Annotated in this window: 17 protein-coding genes; 16 read left to right on the top strand and 1 reads right to left on the bottom strand. The window is 44.2% G+C overall.

Going from position 1 to position 21,898, the window contains the following annotated elements; genetic code table 11:
* Positions 1–62: 62 nt before the first annotated feature.
* From spoIID to C3B52_RS28735, 13 genes are all read left to right on the top strand, one after another.
* Positions 63–1,076 carry a stage II sporulation protein D gene (spoIID, locus tag C3B52_RS28680; protein ID WP_103109786.1) on the top strand — a complete coding sequence of 338 codons (1,014 nt, stop codon included), beginning with the start codon at positions 63–65 and terminating at the stop codon, positions 1,074–1,076.
* A 90-nt stretch (positions 1,077–1,166) separates the two neighbouring features.
* On the top strand, positions 1,167–1,901 hold the full coding sequence (locus tag C3B52_RS28685) for a M23 family metallopeptidase (protein ID WP_103109787.1): 735 nt from the start codon (positions 1,167–1,169) through the stop codon (positions 1,899–1,901).
* A gap of 373 nt (positions 1,902–2,274) precedes the next feature.
* On the top strand, positions 2,275–2,421 hold the full coding sequence (locus C3B52_RS36885; RefSeq protein ID WP_164684985.1) for a hypothetical protein: 147 nt from the start codon (positions 2,275–2,277) through the stop codon (positions 2,419–2,421).
* Between the two features lie 254 nt (positions 2,422–2,675).
* Complete coding sequence (spoIIID, locus tag C3B52_RS28690; RefSeq protein WP_003388385.1) at positions 2,676–2,960, top strand: sporulation transcriptional regulator SpoIIID; 285 nt, start codon at positions 2,676–2,678, stop codon at positions 2,958–2,960.
* 80 nt (positions 2,961–3,040) lie between these two features.
* A complete protein-coding gene (locus C3B52_RS28695) occupies positions 3,041–4,057 on the top strand; it encodes a rod shape-determining protein (protein WP_103109788.1) in 1,017 nt (338 codons plus the stop codon).
* A 6-nt stretch (positions 4,058–4,063) separates the two neighbouring features.
* Positions 4,064–5,080 (top strand): flagellar hook-basal body protein, encoded by a 1,017-nt coding sequence (locus C3B52_RS28700; RefSeq protein WP_103109789.1) that lies wholly within the window; start codon positions 4,064–4,066, stop codon positions 5,078–5,080.
* Between the two features lie 16 nt (positions 5,081–5,096).
* Positions 5,097–5,918 (top strand): flagellar hook-basal body protein, encoded by an 822-nt coding sequence (locus tag C3B52_RS28705; RefSeq protein ID WP_103109790.1) that lies wholly within the window; start codon positions 5,097–5,099, stop codon positions 5,916–5,918.
* A gap of 28 nt (positions 5,919–5,946) precedes the next feature.
* Positions 5,947–6,207, top strand: coding sequence for a DNA-directed RNA polymerase subunit beta (locus C3B52_RS28710; RefSeq protein WP_103109791.1), 261 nt, complete (start codon positions 5,947–5,949; stop codon positions 6,205–6,207).
* Between the two features lie 141 nt (positions 6,208–6,348).
* Positions 6,349–6,870, top strand: coding sequence for a CDP-alcohol phosphatidyltransferase family protein (locus C3B52_RS28715; RefSeq protein ID WP_103109792.1), 522 nt, complete (start codon positions 6,349–6,351; stop codon positions 6,868–6,870).
* A 164-nt stretch (positions 6,871–7,034) separates the two neighbouring features.
* On the top strand, positions 7,035–7,493 hold the full coding sequence (gene fabZ, locus C3B52_RS28720) for a 3-hydroxyacyl-ACP dehydratase FabZ (protein WP_103109793.1): 459 nt from the start codon (positions 7,035–7,037) through the stop codon (positions 7,491–7,493).
* Positions 7,494–7,563: 70 nt separating this feature from the next.
* On the top strand, positions 7,564–8,301 hold the full coding sequence (locus C3B52_RS28725; protein ID WP_103109794.1) for a WecB/TagA/CpsF family glycosyltransferase: 738 nt from the start codon (positions 7,564–7,566) through the stop codon (positions 8,299–8,301).
* Between the two features lie 27 nt (positions 8,302–8,328).
* A complete protein-coding gene (locus C3B52_RS28730; protein WP_103109795.1) occupies positions 8,329–9,429 on the top strand; it encodes a glycosyltransferase family 4 protein in 1,101 nt (366 codons plus the stop codon).
* Positions 9,430–9,601: 172 nt separating this feature from the next.
* Complete coding sequence (locus C3B52_RS28735) at positions 9,602–13,675, top strand: S-layer homology domain-containing protein (RefSeq protein ID WP_235615890.1); 4,074 nt, start codon at positions 9,602–9,604, stop codon at positions 13,673–13,675.
* A 115-nt stretch (positions 13,676–13,790) separates the two neighbouring features.
* Here C3B52_RS28735 and C3B52_RS28740 read toward each other — a convergent pair whose 3' ends face one another.
* Positions 13,791–14,450 carry a YigZ family protein gene (locus C3B52_RS28740; protein ID WP_103109797.1) on the bottom strand — a complete coding sequence of 220 codons (660 nt, stop codon included), beginning with the start codon at positions 14,448–14,450 and terminating at the stop codon, positions 13,791–13,793.
* A gap of 286 nt (positions 14,451–14,736) precedes the next feature.
* On the opposite strand from C3B52_RS28740, the gene C3B52_RS28745 reads away from it, so the two are divergent.
* From C3B52_RS28745 to C3B52_RS28760, 3 genes are all read left to right on the top strand, one after another.
* On the top strand, positions 14,737–15,951 hold the full coding sequence (locus C3B52_RS28745) for a TolC family protein (protein WP_103109798.1): 1,215 nt from the start codon (positions 14,737–14,739) through the stop codon (positions 15,949–15,951).
* A 456-nt stretch (positions 15,952–16,407) separates the two neighbouring features.
* The gene (locus tag C3B52_RS28755) at positions 16,408–19,530 is read left to right on the top strand and encodes an S-layer homology domain-containing protein (protein WP_103109800.1); all 3,123 of its coding nucleotides are present in this window, start codon (positions 16,408–16,410) and stop codon (positions 19,528–19,530) included.
* Between the two features lie 152 nt (positions 19,531–19,682).
* A complete protein-coding gene (locus C3B52_RS28760) occupies positions 19,683–21,710 on the top strand; it encodes an Ig-like domain-containing protein (RefSeq protein ID WP_103109801.1) in 2,028 nt (675 codons plus the stop codon).
* Positions 21,711–21,898 lie beyond the last annotated feature (188 nt).

The following is a 21,898-nucleotide window of genomic DNA, read 5'->3' on the forward strand; positions in this document are numbered from 1 at the left end:
TATCGCCTGAGCGGTATTCATAAAATGGGAGTGTCTAGCACAAAGCGGGGAGGATCACTTGCATGAAACGCTATCTACTCATTTGGTTTATCGTATTGCCGATCTTGCTCGTAATGGTACCTGCAGCACTCGTCCATTTCTTTTCGCCTGGGGGAGAGATTGCAGGTCCAGCCCATGTACCTGTCTCAGCTCCGAGCAATCAGGTGACTCAGGAGATATCGTCGCTTCCCATCAAGGTGTATCGCACGGAGAAAAAGGTGGTGGAAACATTGCCGCTGGAAACGTATATAACAGGCGTTGTTGCTGCCGAAATGCCAGCAGAATTCGAGCTGGAGGCCCTCAAGGCACAAGCTCTGGCAGCCAGGACATATATCGTGCGTAGACTGAACGAAGGGAAGTTCGATGATGTGCCAGCAGGGGGACAGGTATTGGATACCGTTCGTCATCAGGTCTATATGGATGAGAATCAGCGGCGTGAGCGGTGGAAAGATCAATATGAATGGAAAAACCAGCGCATTACACAGGCCGTACGGGCAACTGCAGGTGTCGTGCTGACGTACAATGGTGAGCCGATTGACGCTACGTTTTTTTCCACTAGCAATGGATTCACAGAAAACTCCGATGAGTACTGGGAAAAGCCGATTCCCTATTTAAAAAGCGTAGCAAGTCCTTGGGATATTCAATCTCCGCGTTATGAAGAGACCGTCATCAAAACAACGGCAGAGCTAGAAAAGGATCTGGGAGTCAAACTCACGCAGGAAGCATCTACGAATGGAGCATGGTACCGAATCGAGAGGACGACGACAGGAAATCGCGTCGGGAAAATTAGTATTGGTGGAAAAGAGTTTACGGGAAGGGAGTTTCGTGAAAAGCTCAATCTAAACTCCTCCTCTTTTACGATGGACCTGCGAGGAAACCAGGTATTTATCACGACAAAAGGCTATGGTCACGGTGTCGGAATGAGCCAGTGGGGAGCAAACGGGATGGCTAAAAACGGAAAGAGTGCAGAGCAGATCGTGAAGTATTTTTATCAGGGCATCAACCTGCAGGATTACACTCGTATTTTGCAAGTCTAGTTAAATGTGAGCAAATTTTTACTTTTCCCTACTCTCTCAGGTTTATACGCTAAAATTCTGGCGATACTGAGGGATGAGGTGATGAATAAAATGGAAGATCAAAAAAATCAAAATCAACCGATTCCATTCAAGAAGTCAAGTTCTTGGAAAAAAGTATTGGGTAAGAAGTGGGCATTTCCCGCGATCTACATCGGAACCGCAGCAATCATTCTCGCTTTTGTGATGTGGTATCAGGGAAGCGTCATGGACACAGTGTCAAAATTGACGAGCGTCAATAATGAGAACACGGCAGTAACAACACCTGCAAATCCTGAGACAACACCGCAGGAAAATCCGTCTGTACCTGTTGCAAGCACTCCACAACCACTCGCATGGCCTGTAGGAAAAGGAGTTACGTACGATCTGGGGATGAGCTTCTATGATGAGCAAGCCTCCAAAGAAAATCAGCAAAAAGCGCTGGTGAAGTACAATAATTCTTTCTTCCCGCACACTGGTATTGACCTGAAGGCAACAGATGGCAAGAGCTTTGATGTCATTGCTGCTTTGGCTGGTAAGGTAGTGAAAGTCGAAGTTGATCCGCTGGTTGGCAAAGTAGTCGAGGTGGAGCACGCTGACAAAATGGTCACTGTGTATCAAAGCTTGGACAATGTAACAGTTAAACCAGGCGATGAAGTAACACAAGGTCAAGTTCTTGGATCTGCTGGACGCAATGAGTATGAAAAAGACGCTGGCATTCATCTTCACTTTGAAGTCCGCGTTGATAACAAAGCGGTAAATCCAGAGCAGTATCTGGTATCTCCGGAAACTGAAGCGAAAAATCAATAAGTTAGTGAGCCACCTGTAAAAGAGATTACTTTTGCAGGTGGTTTTTTGTGTTGGAAAGGGGCTGTGGTGGGGAGAAGAATATTTCCATGCTTCGCTCTCTGCTCCGTCCTACTTGGAAGTATAGACTGTCCGCTCCGCGACGAGCGGCGGGGAATCGCAAAAGCAGTAGCCGCTACGCAGTATGAACAAGGTTGCGATTCTGTTTCCCGCCGCTCGTCGCTCCGCTAAGCAGGACTTCACAAGGAGCTGCGCCTGGAAATATTCTTCTCCTGCGTAGCTAGCTTTTCAAAAGATAAGTGAAAATGATAAGTCTTTTTGAATACTTGCAAGCATAAACATTGAGGTCGGAAACTCCTGATTGTATTCACTGCTCTTGCGTTGGCGAAAAATTATTTTTCTTTTAACGGATCGCAGAAAAACAACCGTAACGAAAGAGAAGCCGATTTCCAGGCGAGCGACTCGCGGAATCCTACCCAGCGGAGTGACGAATCGCGGGAAAAAGGAACGTAACCCTGAATAAACGGCGTAGCGGCTACCACTTTTACGTTCCCCCGCGAGTCGTTGTGTAGCGGACAAAACAGTCATCCTTGCGGATGGAGACCGGAGCGGAGCCTGGAAATCGGCTTCTCTCCACTACGCAAAATCCCCCAAGTGGTACAAACTGTTGAAAAAAGATGGGGCCGTGCTGGCTTGTCAGGCTTGGAAACGTAGAATATGTGTCCGCACCCACCCATATATTGTATCAGACAATGTAGATACAAGGAGGCGAGTGACGTGCACGACTACATCAAAGAGCGGACCATCAAAATCGGCCGATATATTGTAGAGACGAGAAATACGGTTCGGATGATCGCCAAAGAGTTCGGTGTTTCCAAAAGTACAGTGCACAAGGACTTGACTGAGCGGTTGCCTGAGATAAATCCAGAGTTAGCCAACCAAGTAAAGGAAATTCTGGAATACCACAAAGCCATCAGACATTTACGTGGCGGTGAAGCAACCAAGATCAAGTACAAACGTCGTAGTAAAAAAGTGCGTGTTGAACAGGAGGAAAGTGTATAAGAAAGAATTTCCTTGTCCTCTCACGTAGAAGAGCCTATGATATTAGATAGAAATGTAACTGGTAACAGGGAGGACCTTTCATGTTTGGCAAAGATATCGGAATCGACTTGGGGACGGCCAATGTTTTGGTTTTTGTGAAAGGCAAGGGCATTGTCCTAGATGAACCATCTGTCGTGGCTATAGACAGTAATACAAGGAAAGTATTGGCTGTGGGGAACGAAGCACATCGTATGGTGGGGCGCACCCCAGGTAACATTGTGGCGATCCGACCTTTGCGAGAAGGTGTTATTGCGGACTTTGAAATCACAGAAGCCATGCTCAAGCACTTTTTGACGAAAATCGGTGGGAAAAGCATGTTTGCACGTCCGCGTGTATTGATCTGCTGCCCGACCAATATTACATCTGTTGAGCAAAAGGCGATTCGTGAAGCTGCAGAACGCAGTGGTGGAGCGCGGGAAGTATACATTGAAGAAGAACCGAAAGTAGCTGCAGTAGGCGCAGGCATGGATATTTTTCAGCCGTCCGGCAACATGGTAGTCGATATTGGTGGAGGTACAACTGACGTAGCGGTACTGTCTATGGGCGATATTGTGACGTCTTCCTCCATCAAAATTGCAGGAGATACATTTGATGTGGCCATTATGCGGTACATAAAAAACAAATACAAGCTGCTGATTGGTGAGCGAACGGCTGAAGATATCAAAGTTCAGATCGGAACCGTATCCGACGGGCGCCAGGACGAAATGGACATTCGTGGTCGAGACATGGTAAGCGGGCTTCCGCAAACAATTACCATTCGATCGGGCGAAGTCCAAGAAGCCCTGGCCGAGTCGGTTAGTGCTATTGTACAAGCATCAAAATCTGTTTTAGAACGAACACCTCCGGAGCTTTCTGCCGATATAATTGATAAGGGTGTTTTCCTGACCGGCGGCGGCGCTCTTTTGCATGGCATCGATCAAATACTGGCAGACGAATTGAGAGTTCCAGTATTAGTAGCGGACGAGCCAATGATGTGCGTAGCGAAAGGGACAGGAATGATGCTGGACTACCTCGATAAGGTACCAGCGCACCGGAATAAGCGGTTATTCAGGGGGTAAGATTACGTGATTAGAGGCTTGTATACGTCTGCGTCAGGAATGTTGGCCCTGCAGAACAAGCATGAGTCGCTCGCAAACAATTTGGCTAACATCAACACACCAGGCTTCAAACAGGACCTGGCGTTGATGCGTTCTTTTCCAGAGCAATTGATTTCACGTGTTAGTGATAATACGGGGCCAGATATTCCGGGAATCCCTAACATGGGTGGACAGGCTGCCATGATCGGCCGATTGAGCACGGGGATATACATGTCAGAGGCGCTCCCTGTCTTTACGCAAGGGGATATCGAGGAGACGCATAATCCGTATGATGTCGCATTGTTGGACAACATTCAGCCGGATGAGGATGGCAATGAAAGGCGCTTGTTTTATAGTGTTGCTCGGATCGATGACCTCACGCAACCAGCAGATGGCGAAAATATTCGGTTCACGAGAAATGGCAACTGGAGCGTGAACTCGGAAGGATATTTGGTTACGGCTGAAGGGTATTACGTGCTGGATAATGCCAACAGGGCGATACAGGTCAATAAAAATCCGGATACAGCGGCAGCAGCCATTAATGAAAACGCCGGAAAAAACCTGAAGATTGATGATAAAGGGAAATTGTGGATTGAGTATCTGGATAACACACCAGGTCAACCGGCGGAAACAAAGCTTGAAGAACTGAATGTGACCCTTGGACTGAATGTCATTTCAGATCCGTCCAGGAAGCTGGTGAGAGAAGGGTCAGATCGTTTTCGGCTGGAAGGACAGTATGATGTCGATAACGACGTCGTAAGAATAGAGACGGCACTTCAAGAGGACATTGATGCACTAGCAAATAATGTCTATACTGACCCCAAAGTAAGAGGTCGCTACGGAACTCAACAGGGCTGGCAGGAGCGTTCGAATGTTGACCCTGCTCAAACCATGACGAGTATGATGAGTGTGCTGCGCGCCTATGAAGCGAATCAAAGAGTCATTACTACGATTGACGGCACGCTGGAAAAGGCAGCGAACGAAATTGGTCGAGTAAACGGATAATAAGGAGGGAAACAGGATGCAATCTTTAAATATATCCACATCAGCCATGCGTGGAATTCAGCAGGCATTGGATAATACAGCCAGTAATCTTGCAAACTTGGATACGATTGGTTACAAGCGTCGGCACGCCTCTTTCTCCGAATTATTATCTGATTCGATGAATGAGCAGCCGAGAGTAGACGATCAAAATCGTAATACGCCTTTTGGTTTACGTGTTGGCAGCGGTGCGCGCCTAGGACTTACGAAACTGGATCTTGGGCAAGGAAGTGTTAAAATAACGGATGTGCCAACGGATGTTATGATTGAAGGCGACGGTTATTTTGCTATTAGTCGACAGACAGATAACCGAGATGATTTTTTCCTCACACGTGACGGCAATTTTAAAATCACGAGGCACAAGGCGCTAAACTGGTATACGCTAGCAACACCAGCAGGCGACTACGTATTGGATAAAAGCGGAATTCCTGTTCAACTGACAGATCCAAACCAACCGATACGGATTGATGGTGAGGGCAGAGTTTTCAATGGTGATGATGAAAATCCGGTAGCGGAGATTGGCATCTGGAAAGTAAATAACCCGGATCAGCTGCAACAAGTAGGAAAAGATTTATATGATGCAGACATAGACGATCCAATCAAACTAACAGATAAATACGCAGACGCTGTGCTTGAAGGAATCGCAACTGTGCGCCAAGGCGCATTGGAAGGCTCCAATGTCACCATGACAGAAGAAATGTCGCAGCTGGTCAACATACAGCGCGCTTACCAGTTGAACTCACGGGCGATCGGAATCAGTGATCGGATGATGGGCATTGCGAATTCGATTAGAAGCAGGTAATCCAATCGGCATGACGGGGGAGAGAAGAATGGAACGAGAGAAGGGACAACGTTTCCCGCGTGATACCCAAGAGGCTAAAGCTAAAACTAAGGCGAAAGTGCGTGAACGGAGCGGTAAAAACTGGAGAATTACAGTAGCCAAGATCGTGTTGGTCCCACTCCTGCTCTTTTTCTCACTGGTTATAGGCCTGATGATCGGCTACGGTGTGGTCGGGCATAAGCCAGCTTCTGAAGTGCTTGATTTGGGTACATACAAACATATGTGGGACTTGCTTTTTGCCGAGACATAAACGAGGAACTAGCAGTCATGATTGCCAGCCCAACCGATTGGTTAGGGCTACTTTTTTTGAGGGGACTTGTTGCGGTGTTTGTCCACAGAGTATAATAAACCGAGTGGTTGAAAAAGGAAGCGACTTTTCTTATACGGAGGGATGTCCGTGAATCTTCCTAATTTGCTTACGCTCTTTCGCATCGTTCTCATCCCTTTGTACCTGTACGTCTTTTTTTCCGCAAACCCGTATCATGTAGAGATCGCATTGGCTATTCTGATAATAGCGGGATTGACTGACATTGCGGACGGGTACCTTGCGCGAAAGCATAAGCTCGTGACCACGCTTGGAATCGTGTTAGATCCTCTGGCTGATAAATTGATGATGCTGGCAGTGATTGCGTCATTGTTTGTAACGGAGCGGATTAGCATGTGGGCCGCCCTGTTTTTCTTTGTACGTGAAGTGGCTATGATTGTAACGGGAGCTGTTTATCACCTTCGCGGTAAAAAAACAGTGCCAGCCAATACGTATGGGAAATTGACAACTGTCTTTTTGTACGTGGTAATCCCATTAATCATGTATAGATATGAGTACGGTGAAATGATTCTCTGGACAGTAATTGCATTCTCGTTTATTACGAGCGTCATTTATCTGGGGAAGTTTCGATTGTTGAATCGCACGTAAGGTGAGCAGAAAAAGAGCACTTCCGACATAGGAAGGAAGTGCTCCTTTATTTTAACCCCGTTCCCTTCGATTGACGAAAGGCGGGAGTTGTCTTATTCTCAGTTTGCTGTCAGGTCTTCATGCATGGACAAGTCTAGATAAGTATGGAAATGGAGTTGGGAGTCATGGAAATTAAGGCGCCACTAGATATCGTACAAATTCAGGAAATCATTCCTCACCGATACCCGTTTTTACTGGTAGACAAAATCGTGGAGCTTGAATCGGGCAAGCGAGCTGTCGGGATTAAAAACGTAACGATGAACGAGCCATTTTTCCAGGGCCACTTTCCTGGTTATCCGGTCATGCCTGGCGTCCTTATTGTGGAAGCATTGGCACAGGTCGGTGGGGTAGCGATGCTTAGCTTACAGGAACATCAAGGAAAAATTGGCCTGTTCGCAGGTATTGATGAATTCCGCTTTAAGGATCAGGTAAAGCCCGGCGATACGCTGACTCTGGATGTTGAGCTGACTCGTGTTCGTGGTACTGTCGTGAAAGCGAATGGGAAAGCATTGGTAGATGGAAAAGTGGTAGCAGAGGGCGGCATGATGTTTGCATTGACCGCTGGAGATAAAGCACATTCATGACTATCTTGAATGTGCTTTTCTTTTCGGGTAAAATGGCTATTGGGCTACTTATGCATTGAAGGTGAAAAATTTGGCCAAACAGGTCGCAAGAATATTAGATGTGCCGTTTTCTACTCGCGGGTTTCGCGATACAGTCGCATACATGGTCGAACGGATTGAGGGTGGACAAAAGACCCATGTGGTCACGGCCAATCCGGAAATCGTCATGCTAGCGAGAGAACATCAGGGCTTTCGCTCTATTGTAGAACAAGCCTATGTTGTTCCCGATGGAATTGGAATCGTATACGCAGCGAAATGGACCAATCAGCCTATCTACGAGCGCGTGACAGGAGTCGAGCTGCTCGAAGCGCTGATGACAGAAGCGAATCAATATGGATGGAAAGTTTATTTGCTCGGTGCGAGCCCAGAAGTAATCGAGCTGGCTGCACAAAAGCTGCAAGCACGTTATCAGAGGGCGCGCTTGGTGGGCTATCGAGATGGATATTTTAAAGAAGCTGATGAAGAACAAATTGTACAGGAGATCGCTGAAGCTGCGCCTCATCTGTTGTTCGTAGCATTGGGCTCCCCCAAGCAGGACAATTGGATGGCAGGGCACCGCGAACGATTGAATGCATCGCTCATGATGGGAGTAGGCGGAAGCTTTGACGTAATTTCCGGGAAAGTAAAGCGCGCTCCAAAAGTATGGCAGAAGTTGCATTTGGAATGGTTTTATCGACTTGCTTCCCAGCCTTCTCGCTGGAAGCGTCAGCTGGCTATTCCGCGGTTTGTCTTAACCGTTTTAAAAGAAAAATGGAGTAGCCGTTCCTAGATGCATCCGTAGAGAGGAGAACAGTCGATGTCTACATTAATCCTCGGATTTTTGACTTCGCTGATCATATCGTTTGTTGCAACACCGTACGTCAAAAAGCTGGCCGAAAAAGTTGGAGCTGTAGATGCTCCCAACCAGCGCAAGGTACATACGCGGATCATGCCGCGTATGGGGGGCTTGGCCATTTACCTAGGCTATATGGTTGCATTCTTTTTGTTTGTCCCGTACACCAGCATGTCTGAAATGCTCGGGATTTTCTTCGGTAGTACGATTGTCATGACTGTTGGAATGCTCGATGACAAATATCAGCTTTCTCCAAAGTGGAAGCTGTTAGGACAACTCATCGCCACGGCGATTGTTGTCATTCCATTCGGATTGAAAATTGGCGTGGTCAATCTGCCTTACATGGGCAGCATTGATTTTAGCAGTGGATGGCTGTTCTGGCTCGCGATTCCGATTACGATGTTCTGGATCGTGGGAGTAACCAATGCAGTGAATCTGATTGATGGTCTGGATGGTTTGTCCGCTGGTGTTTCCGCGATTGCGGCGGGAACCATGGCAGTAGTGGCGCTATTGATGGGAGACTATAAAGTCGCAACGTACTGTTTCGTGCTCCTCGGAGCGATTCTTGGTTTTCTGTACTTTAACTTTCATCCGGCCCGCCTGTTTATGGGCGATACCGGTTCGCTCTTTTTAGGCTTTAACCTCGCTGCATTGTCGATCATGGGCTTTAAAGAAGCGTTGTTCGTTTCCTTTATCATCCCGATCGTCGTGCTGGGCGTTCCGCTGTGGGACACGTTCTTTGCAATCGTGCGCCGCATCGTGAACAAAAAGCCAATTTCCAGCCCGGACAAAGGGCACTTGCATCACTGCTTGCTCAACATGGGCTTGTCTCACCGCTCTACCGTTCTGACGATTTATTCGATCAGCATCTTCTTCGGTACGATGGCAATCCTGTTGACCAAGACGACCAAGTGGACCACGATCATTGTAATGGTGATGCTTTTGATTGCGATTCATCTTGGGACGGAAATTGTGGGGCTCGTCAGCAGACGACATCGTCCTTTGATTAATACGTATCGACGGTTGAAAGTGAAATACGCCGAGCAGCAGCGGCGGATGAATTAACAGGTGAGTAAAGCCTCTGTGTCACAATGGTGACATGGGGGCTTTTTTTCTGTCCAAGAATTAGGAGGAAACTCTTAAGTGAAGGGGAAAATTGTCCGATAAAGAAAGGGAGGAATAGGTACCAAACTTAGTGATATGAAAACTATGAGAGGTGAGATAAACGGTGTATCAAATGCAAAGAAAGATCAGATCCATTTTTATTGCGATGATCGTTGCTGTCTTGGTCATTTCAGGAATAGTACCTGGGACATTAAAAGCGGGAATCGCAGCGAGTTATATTGGTGGTGGGGGAATTACGCTTACAGGATATTCTAAAGGTACACAGAATGACCCCTATATTCATTACGAACCGCGAATGACAATTAGTGGAACCTTTGTAGGGTTAAAGGATGCAAAAAACCTACGACTGAAAAGAAAAAATAGCGGTGTTGAAGAGAGTCTGAGTGACCAGCCTACGATTGTAGAGAGTACCTCTACTTTTACGTTTTTTAACGTTGGTCTGAAACCAGGCATGAACGAAATTCGATTCTATGAATTAACGAATACGGGTGAAGATGGTAAATTTACATTTTACGTCATTTACAATGACACTCCGATATTCAGTGATTTGAAGGTGGGGAATGTCCTTGTATCCACAGATGTGACTGTACCTACCATTGTCTATTCATCTAGACCTTCTGCTATTACTGGACGTGCGATTAATGCAACTAATGTCCGAGTAGAGAATATGACTACTAATAAAACATACAATACAAGAAAAGTGAATGACGGTGGATCCTTTGCCATTGATTTGGAGCTCGTTAAGGGTCTAAATAACTTAAGAATTACAGCTCTCGCGGATAATAAGGAGATCGATTTAATTGAGCGGCCCATCATATATACGGATGAGTATTCAACTCAAGGGAAGAATGATCATCTTTACAATGTAAAAGTGGGCAATACGCCTCTTAATTCGTCCGGAACGTCAACTGTTATTGATGAAAACCTGAATCAGAATTTTACGGTAACAGGAGACCTGCTTATTCATACAGCTACGAACATTGAGCCTTTTAAATCGGGTACCCCAGCGACAATTACTGAACCAGGATACTTACGTATTTATAAAAACGGAAGCACGACTCCATATCTAGCTAACGAAGTTAAAGCTGTAGATATGACGTATCGAGATAAATTAGGAGAATACCTGCGCTACACTTTTACAACAACCTTTACTAATACTTCTGGGCAATTTGTGAATGGAGATGCTTATAACTTTGCTTTCAAGTATCCTTATAACCTAGTCACAACGGATGAAAGTGGTACGGTGACCAAGACTCCTAATGAAGTCGAGATAAGCAACCATAAATATCCGTTTCAGTACTTAGACAGCAGTTCGCCTAGAATTGAAAGCATGATTCTATCATCAGAAGGAAATCAGCCAATTGATATGACGGGAGTAAATATTATTCGTTCCTCGCCATATACGATTGAAATGAAAACGAAACAAATTAATGAAAGTGACAAGAATAAATTTTCTGTTACGTACACCTATGATAGCGCTACTACTGCTGATGATGAGCAGCTTGATCCTGCAAAAGATTTTGAAACGACAGTTGATAGTAAAGATAAATCTTTATTCCGGATTTCAGTCAAGAAAGTACCTTCGAAAGAAACAAATGTTAGGATTATTTATCAGGCAGGCACAAACAAGATTACGAGAGATTTTAAAATCCGACCTGAAGTTGTTTCGCATGTACAACTCAGTTATGTAGATCCTTCGGGGAAAACAGTTTATGTAGAAAAAGGCTTTAACGTCACTGATTTAGATAATCCGTTAAACGATAGAGATTTAACAGGTGTGGTACGAAACTATGCACCTATCGTAAAAGAAGTTAAAAATGCTTCAGGTAATGTAGTAACAAAAGGTAACCTAAAAGTAGTAATAGACAATAATGAAGAGGTTAATTTTGAAACTGTTTCTGGTGATCCCTCAAAGTTCACTATTTCATCAAAAGATCTCGGAAAAGCTCTCCAAAATCAAAAGAATTCAGGTGTCCGAGTATTAGAAGTAAGACTATTAAATGATCCAAAGTTAACCTTCAAATACACCATTAGCTACGTAAATGAAGTTGTGCCAAAAATTAATAAGGTCCAGTTTGAAATCGAGCAAGACAAAGAATCTGTTGTCCTAACGAAAAAATCGACCGACACAGTTTACAGTACGAATGCAATGTTCCTAAGCAGTATGAGTTTTGAAGTTGAAAAAGCAGACGAAGTAACTGTAAAAAAAGATGGTAAGACTATAGCTGTTTTTAAAGACAAAGAAACGGATGAGAGTAAAAATACAAGACAATGGGAGTTCCAAAAAGTTGATTCCGACTACCTGAAAAGTATAAACGAGGCAATCAAAGGCAGTTCAAGTGATAAGCTTAGAACCTTGTTTGAGAATAGCAACTTTGAGTCCTCGAATAAATCCAGCGATAACGAATTTGAAGCAACGATGGATGGTTTTGATTATGTCCGCTTGCTAAATATTTTTGCATCAATGGACAAAGAAGAAGCTACTAAGCGTTTACCGATGTTCCCTCTTGTATTACAAGAAGGAGGCACTACGACATTTGAGATTTCAGCTTCAAAAGGCGACCTGATCACACGACAAAAATACATCATCAAACAGACAACAAACTCGTGGGTAGTTCTGGAGCCTATGAAGCGCGAAGGTGACGAGTATGTAACAGTCAACGCAAACAGTGCGAAAATCCGTATTTATGCCGAGAACGCAGAAAGAATCTTGTTTGGAAAAAATGCTGTCGTAGCAAATAAAACGACAGACCCTGTATTTGAGTACGATGAGAAGTTTGGAAGACCGATTCCAACGAATGGGTACTATATTTTCGAGAGTACCGTGTCATTGAAACCCGGACTCAATACGATTAAGTACACGGTTGAGGTTAATGGGAATAAAAATAATGATTCAATCAAGATTTACAATGCAAGTTCTTCTGTAAGTGGTGCGATTTATCGAGATGTATTAGGTAAAAAAGTGAATTTCAGCTTATTTGATAAATCTCTCGAACTGAAGTTTCCTTCGGGTACTGTATTGTTATCACCTTCTGATGATCGTGTAGGGGGTGAGGTGAATGATCCGAAGAGGGATATTCACATTGATGTACCACTTTATTTTGGAATAGCGGATCGTTCAAGTGGACAAGTCGATCCAGATATTGAACCAAGTGATTATGATCAGGACGTAATGGAAGGGATTTTGGATCCTGATGATAATTTCAACTATGCCAGTCCACTGTACTATATTGACGGTGGAATCAAGGATGCACCGGGAGGGCAAGATCCTTATTATGAGGAAGATGATGTCCTCATTAACGGAAAAGAAATAGATATTCGTGTTTGGCATAGAAGAGCAAAGGATAATCTGGTTCCAAGTAAACAGGGGACCCTTTCCATTAAGTACGATTCTTCAATTGTGAATGCAGCCAATACTACGTTAGCCATCATGTACAACAACGGTGAGGGTTGGGTGAATATTGGTGGAGTAGTGAATACGGGGAAAAAGGTTGTAACCGTCCCGTTCAGAGGATTTGGTTATTACATGGTTTTAAAAATTAAAAACAGTTTCCCTGATGTAGTGAGCCACGAATTCGCCCGTGATGCCATTGAAACACTGTATTCCAAAGGGATTATGGAGAAATCAGATTTCAACTGGTTTGGTGCGGATATGAAAATCACTCGCGGAGAGTTCGCTACAATGATCGTAAAAGCGCTCGATATGCCAATTAATGCGGGGCCTTACAAGGACGATAATAAAACAAGACCGGCATCACCTACATTCAGTGACGTGGATAGAAATGACAACAATCCATGGAATTGGAGCTACGAGTATATTGAGACAGCTGCTCGTTCAGGTATTGTTCGTGGCAAAGATGCAGAACGTTTCTTCCCAGATGATTCGTTGACTCGAGAAGAAGCAACCATCATGATTGCAAGAGCGTTAAACCTGAAGACAGGAAACCCTGACGCTGCAAAACTGGCTCTAGGCAAAATGTTCACAGATGCTCATTTGGCTGGTTACTATGCGGTTCCTTCTGTGCTTGCGGTTACCAAGGCGAAAATTATGAATGGTGAGCCGAACGATCCTACTGCAAAAAAAACGACATATCGTTTTAATCCAAGAGGTGATTTGACTCGTGCGGAGATGGCTGTAATCACGGTTCGCATCATGACACAACTCAAAAAGCTTCCTAAGCAGTAAGTCACCTACTATAACCTGACACGTATATAATAGAAGAAAAGCTGAAGGGGTCATCTGCCTCTTCAGCTTTTCTTGTCGTATGTCTCCAGTTATTTGTAAATCTAATTTTCGTAAATTACTCCCCACCATCATCCCCGACCGCCTCTACAGGAACCTCTACATACTCTTTTTCGCCTAGATGAATCTGAGCCTGTCCATTCGTTAAATCCACCATACGCTCTACAAAAGCATCCTGCTCACCCTCGGGTATAAGAACATGCGCCGTTACCTTGTCCGTAAAATCAGTACCACTCACTCGAAACTCACCGATTCGCAGGTCATTTTCGACCTTTCCCCACCAGGTGTAATCCACACTGACAGAGATTGTTTGGTGCAGAGTGTGTACTACAATTTTGGCTGCCTTTAGTGCCGTGACTGTGCCAGCGGTATAAGCGCGTACCAGTCCGCCTGCACCCAGCTTGATTCCGCCAAAATAACGGGTTACGACTACGACGGTATCCTTGACACCGTTTTTCTTAATACATTCCAAAATGGGCTTACCCGCGGTACCACTCGGCTCGCCGTCATCACTTGATCGCTGAATCTGATCATTTTCGCCTATGACAAAAGCAGAGCAGTTATGGGTAGCATCCCAATGCTTCTTTTTAATCATAGCAATAAACGCAGTTGCCTCTTCTTCTGTTGTTACCCTTTGTGCGTAACCGATGAACCGGGAACGCTCAATAACGATCACGTCTTCTCCGTAACCTGCTACAGTCTTGTATTGCGTAAGCATCGTTCATTCACCTCAAGAAAAGGATAGCATGTGCAAGAATTGTTGGCGAATACTGAAATGTTTTTGACACATAATCGTAGTAATCTATGGGGCAAGAATGGACTAAAACGGAAAGGGAGGATCTATACATGATAAAGTGTGCATGATCCCTTATGAAAATGCTGGCATATCATTAATTTTTCGTGTACGAAACTTTACTCTGTGATATAGTGATTTTGGGACAAACTGTTATATTTCAAGTGGTGAAAGATTTTATACTCAATACAATTTAAAGGAGTGGAAACAAGTGAACTTTCCATACTCAAGCAAAAAATGGATGACGATCAGTTTGGCAGCCGTGTTGACGACAGCGATTGGCGCAGGAACCTTGACTGCATCTGCAAATACAGGTTCTGAGGCAGCGAAAACGACTGCGACGGCACCAACCCAAGCACAAGCAACACCAAATAAAGTAGCTGCGGAGACAGGAACGACCTCTACACCTGCAGCAACTACAGCGGAAGAGCTTACGCTTGAAAAAGCAATTGAACAGGCATTGAAAACTAACGTTACACTCGAGAATGCTCGGATTGATGCGAAAAACGCAGACTTAAACCAAGCTCTTTCTTATAAAACAAACGCCGACATGCCAGAAGAGATGAGAGATACCCTCGAAGCTGCAAAGGCGAAGCAGGTGGGTAACGCACAAGGTGAATTGACTAAAAAGCTGAATGCACTGGCGGTAACTGCGACAGAAAGTAAAATCAAGCTCGGTGCGCAAAATGCCTTTTACAATCTGATCTTTGCACAAGATGACTACCAACTGAAGAAACAAAGTTTGCAACGTGCCGAGCAACAGCTCAAGGTAGCAAAGGCTGCTTTTGATGTAGGTACAAAAGCAAAAACAGATGTTCTGCAAGCGGAAATGGGTGTAGCAGGAGCACAGGCTGCTCTGACACAAGCAGAAAACAGCGTACAGGTTGCGATCATGGATCTGAATGATTTTCTTGGTGTACAGCTGACCAAGCAATGGAAAGTAACTTCTTCTAATAAACAAACAGCACCAGTTACCATGACGATGGAGCAAGCACAGGCACAGGCACTCTCCAAACGCGTGGAAATGACAAAGGTACAGGAAGAGCTCAAACTGGCTGAATTGAATGTCAAGCTGATCAGTGAATACTCTTTCCTTTCCACTATGCCTGGAAAAATTGCCCGCAATAATGTAGAAAAAGCAGAAAAAACAATTGAAGAGCAAAAACGCACAATCTCCAAAGAAGTTGCGCAAGCATATCTCAATCTAGACGCTGCGAGACAATCAATCGATTTCCAAAAGAAAGCGAAGGATTCTGCGGCAGAAAGCTATCGCCTGACTAATCTGCGCTTTGAAAACGGTCTTGCAACTACACTCGAAGTTGTTCAGGCAGAAGAAGAGCTGTCCAGCAGAGAGAATCAATACCAAAAAGCGATTCTTTCCTATAACCTGGCAGTTGTAAATTTTGAAACGTCTCTTGGCAATTAAACATTACGCAGCCAAGAAAGATTTGTAAGGTTTTGAATGGAATTGGAAAAAGGTTCAATGGTGACAGCCCGCCCCGCGTACCCTATAATACGAAGTGTGGCGGATGTCACTTCGTACATAATACAGGTGAATATGATCTTCAAAAAAAAAGATAAACTTTTTTTCGAAGGCACCGCAACTTTTGATCTGCTCAGGCGTTTAATAGGATGTCACACGAAAAACGGGGAATTGTGTAAAAAAGATTCACGAATTCTAGCACTTGTGTTACACTAGTGATTGTTGCATTTTACACAATACTGAATATACTAGAGGTTTTTAACACAGAAAAAGCGAAGCTGTCCTGCGAAAGGAGGTGACACGCGCTTGCAGGATTCGGGCTTTAAAAAGAAAGATAGATTAACAACAAATATTCCCCAAGAACAATTTGTTTATACTAGAGGAGGAGAACACAAGGTTATGAAAAAGGTCGTTAACAGTGTATTGGCTAGTGCACTCGCACTTTCTGTTGCTCCAATGGCTTTCGCAGCAGAAGATGCAACTACAGCTCCTAAAATGGACGCTGCAATGGAAAAAACCGTAAAACGTTTGGAAGCTCTTGGCCTGGTAGCAGGTTATGGCAACGGCGATTACGGTGTAGACAGAACAATTACTCGTGCTGAGTTTGCAACTCTGATCGTTCGCGCTCGCGGACTGGAGCAAGGTGCTAAGCTTGCACAATTCAACAAAACATATACTGATGTTAACTCTACTGATTGGTTTGCTGGTTTCGTAAACGTAGCTTCCGGCGAAGAAATCGTAAAAGGTTTCCCGGACAAATCTTTCAAACCACAAAACCAAGTTACTTACGCTGAAGCAGTAACTATGATCGTTCGTGCTTTGGGTTATGAGCCATCTGTTAACACTAGCGCTTGGCCAAACAACATGATCTCCAAAGCTTCCGAGCTGAACATTGCAAAAGGTATCAGCAACCCTAACAATGCAGCAGTTCGTGGTGATGTATTCAAAATGCTCGACAACGCTCTTCGCGTTGACCTGATGGAGCAAAAAGAATTCGGAACTGACATTCGTTTCGAAATCACTGACAAAACTCTCTTGACTAAATATCTGAAAGTTACTGTACGTGACATGGATTGGGCTCACGAAGCAGGTAACGATTCCGATGACTTGCCACTCGTAACTAACGTTCCAGCTATCGGCTTGGGCAAAATCAAAGCTAACGAAGTTACTTTGAACGGTAAAGATGCTGGTCTGGGCAACACTACTTACAAAGTAGCTGACGGTATCAACCCTAACGAATACGATGGCCAAAAAGTACAAGTTTGGATCAAAGATGACAGAGAAAATGTTATCGTTTGGATGGAAGGCTCCGAGGACGAAGAAGTTGTTATGGACCGCGTAAGTGACTTCTTTGTTAAAGGAAAAGCTTACACAGACGCTACTGGCCTGTCTAAGAGTGATCTGGACGATATGAAATTGGAACTGGATGCTAGCGGTAAATCCTACCGTTTGACTAAAGATACCAAAGTTACTTACAACTTCACTCGTTACAACGATCCAGTTGATGGTCTGAAAAAGATCATTAAAGACAAAGGCAGCGACACTTATGGTGTTAAAGTTGTACTGAACGATGCTAACGAGATTGCTTACATCCACGTGATTGACGACCAAACAATCGACAAGAGCGTTAAAGGCGTTAAATACGGTTCCAAAGTTATCTCCAAAATCGACGCTGACAAGAAAAAACTTACGAACCTGGATAGCTCCAAGTTCAACGAGCTGGAAGACCTGGACGAAGGAAAAGATTTCATCGTATTCCTCGATGGCAAACCAGCTAAATTCAGCGATCTGAAAGAACTCGATGTTTACAGCATCTACTATGCTGATGGCGATGAAGACAAATACCTCATCTTCGCTAACCGCAACGTAGTAGAAGGTAAAGTTGAGAAAGTAGTTAGCCGTAACAGCAAAGACATCCGTGTAACTGTTGGTGGCAAAACTATGAAAGTATACACTAACGCTTCCTACTCCGAGAATTCTAACAAAGATGTTAAGAAGATCGACAGCAGCAATCTGGATCTGATTAGCAACCTCGATGGAGAAGAAGTAAAACTCTACCTGGATGCTTCTGGCCGTGTTCGTCACATCGAAACGAAAGATGCGATCGACGATCGTAAACCAAAAGCTATCGTAACTCGTCAAGCTACAGAAAACACAAGCAAAGATACTTTTGATTTCGTAGTTTTGACTCAAAAAGGTAAGAAAGAAAACATCTCTCTCGACAAAAAAGACATCTACGATTCTAAAGGTGTAAACTACGACAAGAACGGTAAAGCAAACGATCTGATTGACATCTTGAAGCCTAGAAAAGATGGCAGCACTGTTCTGTTGGAACTGAACTACGATTCCAAAGGTGAAGTTGACAAAGTTAGAATCCTGGATACTAAACTGATCGCTTCCTCTGGATCCGCTTGGGATAAACTGGCTGATGAAGATGACAACGTTGTTGGCGACTACGAAGTAACTGACAAAACTGCAATCTTCAAAATGACTGGCGAAATCACTAAAGACAAACGCGCTGAGCTGAAATCGCCTGGTACTGCTAAGTTCAAATCCATCGCTGATAAGAGCGACGTTTCTGTATACTACACTGTAAACGAAGACAAAGGCGAAGTAGAAGCTATCTTCGTAGTAGAAGGTACAGGATTGGGTAGCGATGTAAGATTCGGTATGGTTAAAGACTATGGTACATCCAACAAACAAGACTCTGTTACTTTGGTAACAAAAGACGGAGATTCCGTTGTTACAAAAGAGTTCAAATTGGATGGCGACAAAGAAGATCTCAGAGACTACAAAGGCATCAAACGCGGAGATTTCATTGCGTTCACTACGAACTCCGATGATGAAATCGAAGTTGACGATGTATGGGAAGTAGTCAACGGTAACGCGATCGACGACGATAGCTACCCTGAAATCCTTGATCAAAAAGATTGGTCTAAAGCTGGAATCGACAACATGCAAGTGGCTCGCGTTGACAAAGTTGATGGCAACACCATCACTTACAACAAAAAGCCTCTGTACACGAAAGCGTCCACTGCTTACTTCGACGTATACGATGACCTCGATGGTGCAGACGGCGTAGAAGAAGGCGACTACATCGTATTGATCGATGCTGAAGATGTTGGCGGAACTCGTTTCGACTACGTAGTAATCGTTTCTAGCGAAGACGAGATCGAGAAATACGACATTTCCGAGAAGTCTGTAGAAGCTTTCTTGGCTCAAAAACCAATTCCAAAACCAGACGGTGAAACACCTGAGCTCTCTGGTATCAAAGGTGAAGCAGTTGAAAGTGAATTGCTCCCAGGAGTATTCAACTACACTGTTTCTGGTAAAATCAAAAATGATGGCTCCCTGAAGTCCTTCACTTTTAAAGTTGGTACTAAATCAACAAAAGTAACCATCAAAGACGGTTCTTTCACTGCTTCCGCAATTGGTAAAGCTGACCAAACTGGTGAACTGACTGTGGTTTACACAGATGAAGATGGTAAAGAACAAACTATCACTGAAGAAGTAACTTTCTAATCAAAGTTTACTGATCAGCTAGTGTTTGAGTAAGAATCTAATAATTTTGGCTGGTGCTAACGTTTCGTACGTGGCACCAGTCCCAACTTATTAGATCATTTTAACGAATACACAGAATATCTAAACAGATAACAGATCTGGAGGGGTAGTACGTGAAGAAAAAACAGTTAGTACTTTCCGTGTTGTCTACAGCACTCGTTGCTAGTATGGCAGCGTCTGCTTTCGCAGCAGCACCAAAAGCTGGTGTATACATCGGTGGAAATGTAGACAAATACTATAGCTTTGAAGCTATGGGACTCAATATGGATGCGTTCCTGGATGAAATGATTAACACTGTTCCTGACGTTATCTATGTAAGCAAAGATGGCGAAGCAAAAGGTGGAAACCTTGCAGAATTGCTATTTGTTAGCAATCCAAAATCTCATTTCGTAGATGTTACAGATGAAATGTTTGCTGACATCGACGGTGCAACTGGTTTCAATGCTGTTAAAGAAGACGGGACAGTAGAATCAGTTAAGAGAAATCCAGATGGAACTCCATTTGAGGGTACTCCTGGTGATTTGAAAGTTGAATCGGTAAGTGCTATTAACGCAACAACAATCGCTGTTGCTTTCAACAACGAGGTTGATGCTTCTAAAGTAATCACTTCCAACTTCACAATTCTTGACAAAAACTCTGCTCCTGTAGCTGGTGGAGTAACAAAAGCAGTACTCTCTGCTGACAACAAAACAGTTACTTTGACTGTTGCTGGCCTTACTTCTGTTGGCCAACCTTACACTCTTTTCATCAACAAAAACGAAATTGCGCTTGATAAAAACCAATTCGCAATCGATCTTTCTACTACTGCTCCTGCAGTGAAAGAAGTAAAAGTAGATAGCAAAACACAAGTTACTGTAGACTTCGACAAAGACATCACTGACGAAGCTTTGGCAGCAGGCTCTGTAACTATCACTGACTTGACTGATGCTACTAAAACACACACTGTAGGCAGCACACCAACCATCGTTGATGGTAACCTGGTAGTTGCGTTCTCCGGCGATTTGGTTGTTGGACACAACTACAAAGTAACCATCGCGAAAGATGTTGTAAAAGACTCCTTCGGTACCAAAAACGAAGCGATCGAGAAATCTTTCACTTTCGTAACAAACGAAGTAGTACCTGCAGCTAGCAACGTAACATTCGTGAAGAGTGTTTCCGGTGAAATCGATGCGGTTGTAACCTTCAACATCCCAGTATACGCTGCTGACAGCAAAGTAAATGTGAAAGTACAAGACCGCGCTGGATTTGTTACTTCTAATACTGTTGAGCTTTCTGTTCTGGATTCCAAAGCAGAAGCAGCTTCCCAAGAAGCTCGCGTAGCTGGTCTGAAACTGGAAAACAACCAATTGTTGATCCAAAACGTTGGTAGCTCTTCTGTAGCGCTGACTGCTGGCAAAGAATACGGTATCGTACTCGCTGCTGGTGAAGTAGTAGATACAACTGTTGCTGCTCTTCAAAACGAAGAAACAACACCTGTATCCAAATACGACATCGACGTAGTTGCTCCTACAGTAACTGCAAAAGAGCTGGTTTCTGCTAAAGAAATCAAACTCACTTTGTCTGAAGCAGCAACTTATGATGCTACTAAAGAAGTAAATGTTAGCGGTTTTGACGCTACTGGCGCTGCTGCAGATGTAGTAGCAACTGTTACTCTCTCTGCAGATGGCAAAACTGCAACACTGACACCAAAAACAGCTGGCGAACTGTTCGCTACTGACGCTGTTGAAGCTAACAAGCTGGTTATCGCAGCTGAAGCTTTTGCAGATGCATCTGCTAACAAATCCGCAGCAGTAAACGCTGATCTGTCCGACGCGACAGACAAGGCTGCTCCAGTCGTAGTGTCCTCTGTACTTGCTGATGGAGTAGTTACTGTAACCTTCACAGAAGCTGTAGACGCTTCTGATGACGCAGCTACCAAAAACTTTGTTGTTGACGGTACTGTTTATGGCTTCGCTGCAGAACCTACTGAAGGCACATGGGCAGAAGGTAAATGGGCAGTTGATGATAACAAAGTAATCATCACTGGCGGCGCTGCTGACAGCCAAGTAGTTATCGCTGCTGGAGCTGTGAAAGACGCAGCAACAACTGCTAACCTGAACGCTCAAGCAAAAGTAACAGTTACTGCAGCTGCAGCTGAGTAAGAAAGCAACATAGCTTCTTTCAAAGAAGAAATTCAACGAACAGAAGCATCCCCCTCGTCAGGTGAAGTGCACCCCTTAAAGTAGACATTGGAAAAACACCCTGGTGTTAAAACCGATGATTATTTTAGGGGGTGCTTTTTTTCATGGCTAAAAAGGGGCAAAAATTCCAATCATTTAGTTTTGAGTTA

Origin of the sequence: Brevibacillus reuszeri, from assembly GCF_002897295.1 — a bacterium.
GTDB classification, from domain to species: Bacteria; Bacillota; Bacilli; order Brevibacillales; family Brevibacillaceae; genus Brevibacillus; species Brevibacillus reuszeri_A.

What these genes read in the sequence shown, in the direction of transcription:
- spoIID (WP_103109786.1), top strand. Translation starts at nt 63, where the DNA reads ATGAAACGCTATCTACTCATTTGGTTTATCGTATTGCCGATCTTGCTC.
- C3B52_RS28735 (WP_235615890.1), top strand. Translation starts at nt 9,602, where the DNA reads ATGCAAAGAAAGATCAGATCCATTTTTATTGCGATGATCGTTGCTGTC.
- C3B52_RS28685 (WP_103109787.1), top strand. Translation starts at nt 1,167, where the DNA reads ATGGAAGATCAAAAAAATCAAAATCAACCGATTCCATTCAAGAAGTCA.
- C3B52_RS28705 (WP_103109790.1), top strand. Translation starts at nt 5,097, where the DNA reads ATGCAATCTTTAAATATATCCACATCAGCCATGCGTGGAATTCAGCAG.
- C3B52_RS28730 (WP_103109795.1), top strand. Translation starts at nt 8,329, where the DNA reads ATGTCTACATTAATCCTCGGATTTTTGACTTCGCTGATCATATCGTTT.
- C3B52_RS28710 (WP_103109791.1), top strand. Translation starts at nt 5,947, where the DNA reads ATGGAACGAGAGAAGGGACAACGTTTCCCGCGTGATACCCAAGAGGCT.
- C3B52_RS28715 (WP_103109792.1), top strand. Translation starts at nt 6,349, where the DNA reads ATGTCCGTGAATCTTCCTAATTTGCTTACGCTCTTTCGCATCGTTCTC.
- C3B52_RS28755 (WP_103109800.1), top strand. Translation starts at nt 16,408, where the DNA reads ATGAAAAAGGTCGTTAACAGTGTATTGGCTAGTGCACTCGCACTTTCT.
- C3B52_RS28740 (WP_103109797.1), bottom strand. Translation starts at nt 14,450, where the DNA reads ATGCTTACGCAATACAAGACTGTAGCAGGTTACGGAGAAGACGTGATC.
- fabZ (WP_103109793.1), top strand. Translation starts at nt 7,035, where the DNA reads ATGGAAATTAAGGCGCCACTAGATATCGTACAAATTCAGGAAATCATT.
- C3B52_RS28695 (WP_103109788.1), top strand. Translation starts at nt 3,041, where the DNA reads ATGTTTGGCAAAGATATCGGAATCGACTTGGGGACGGCCAATGTTTTG.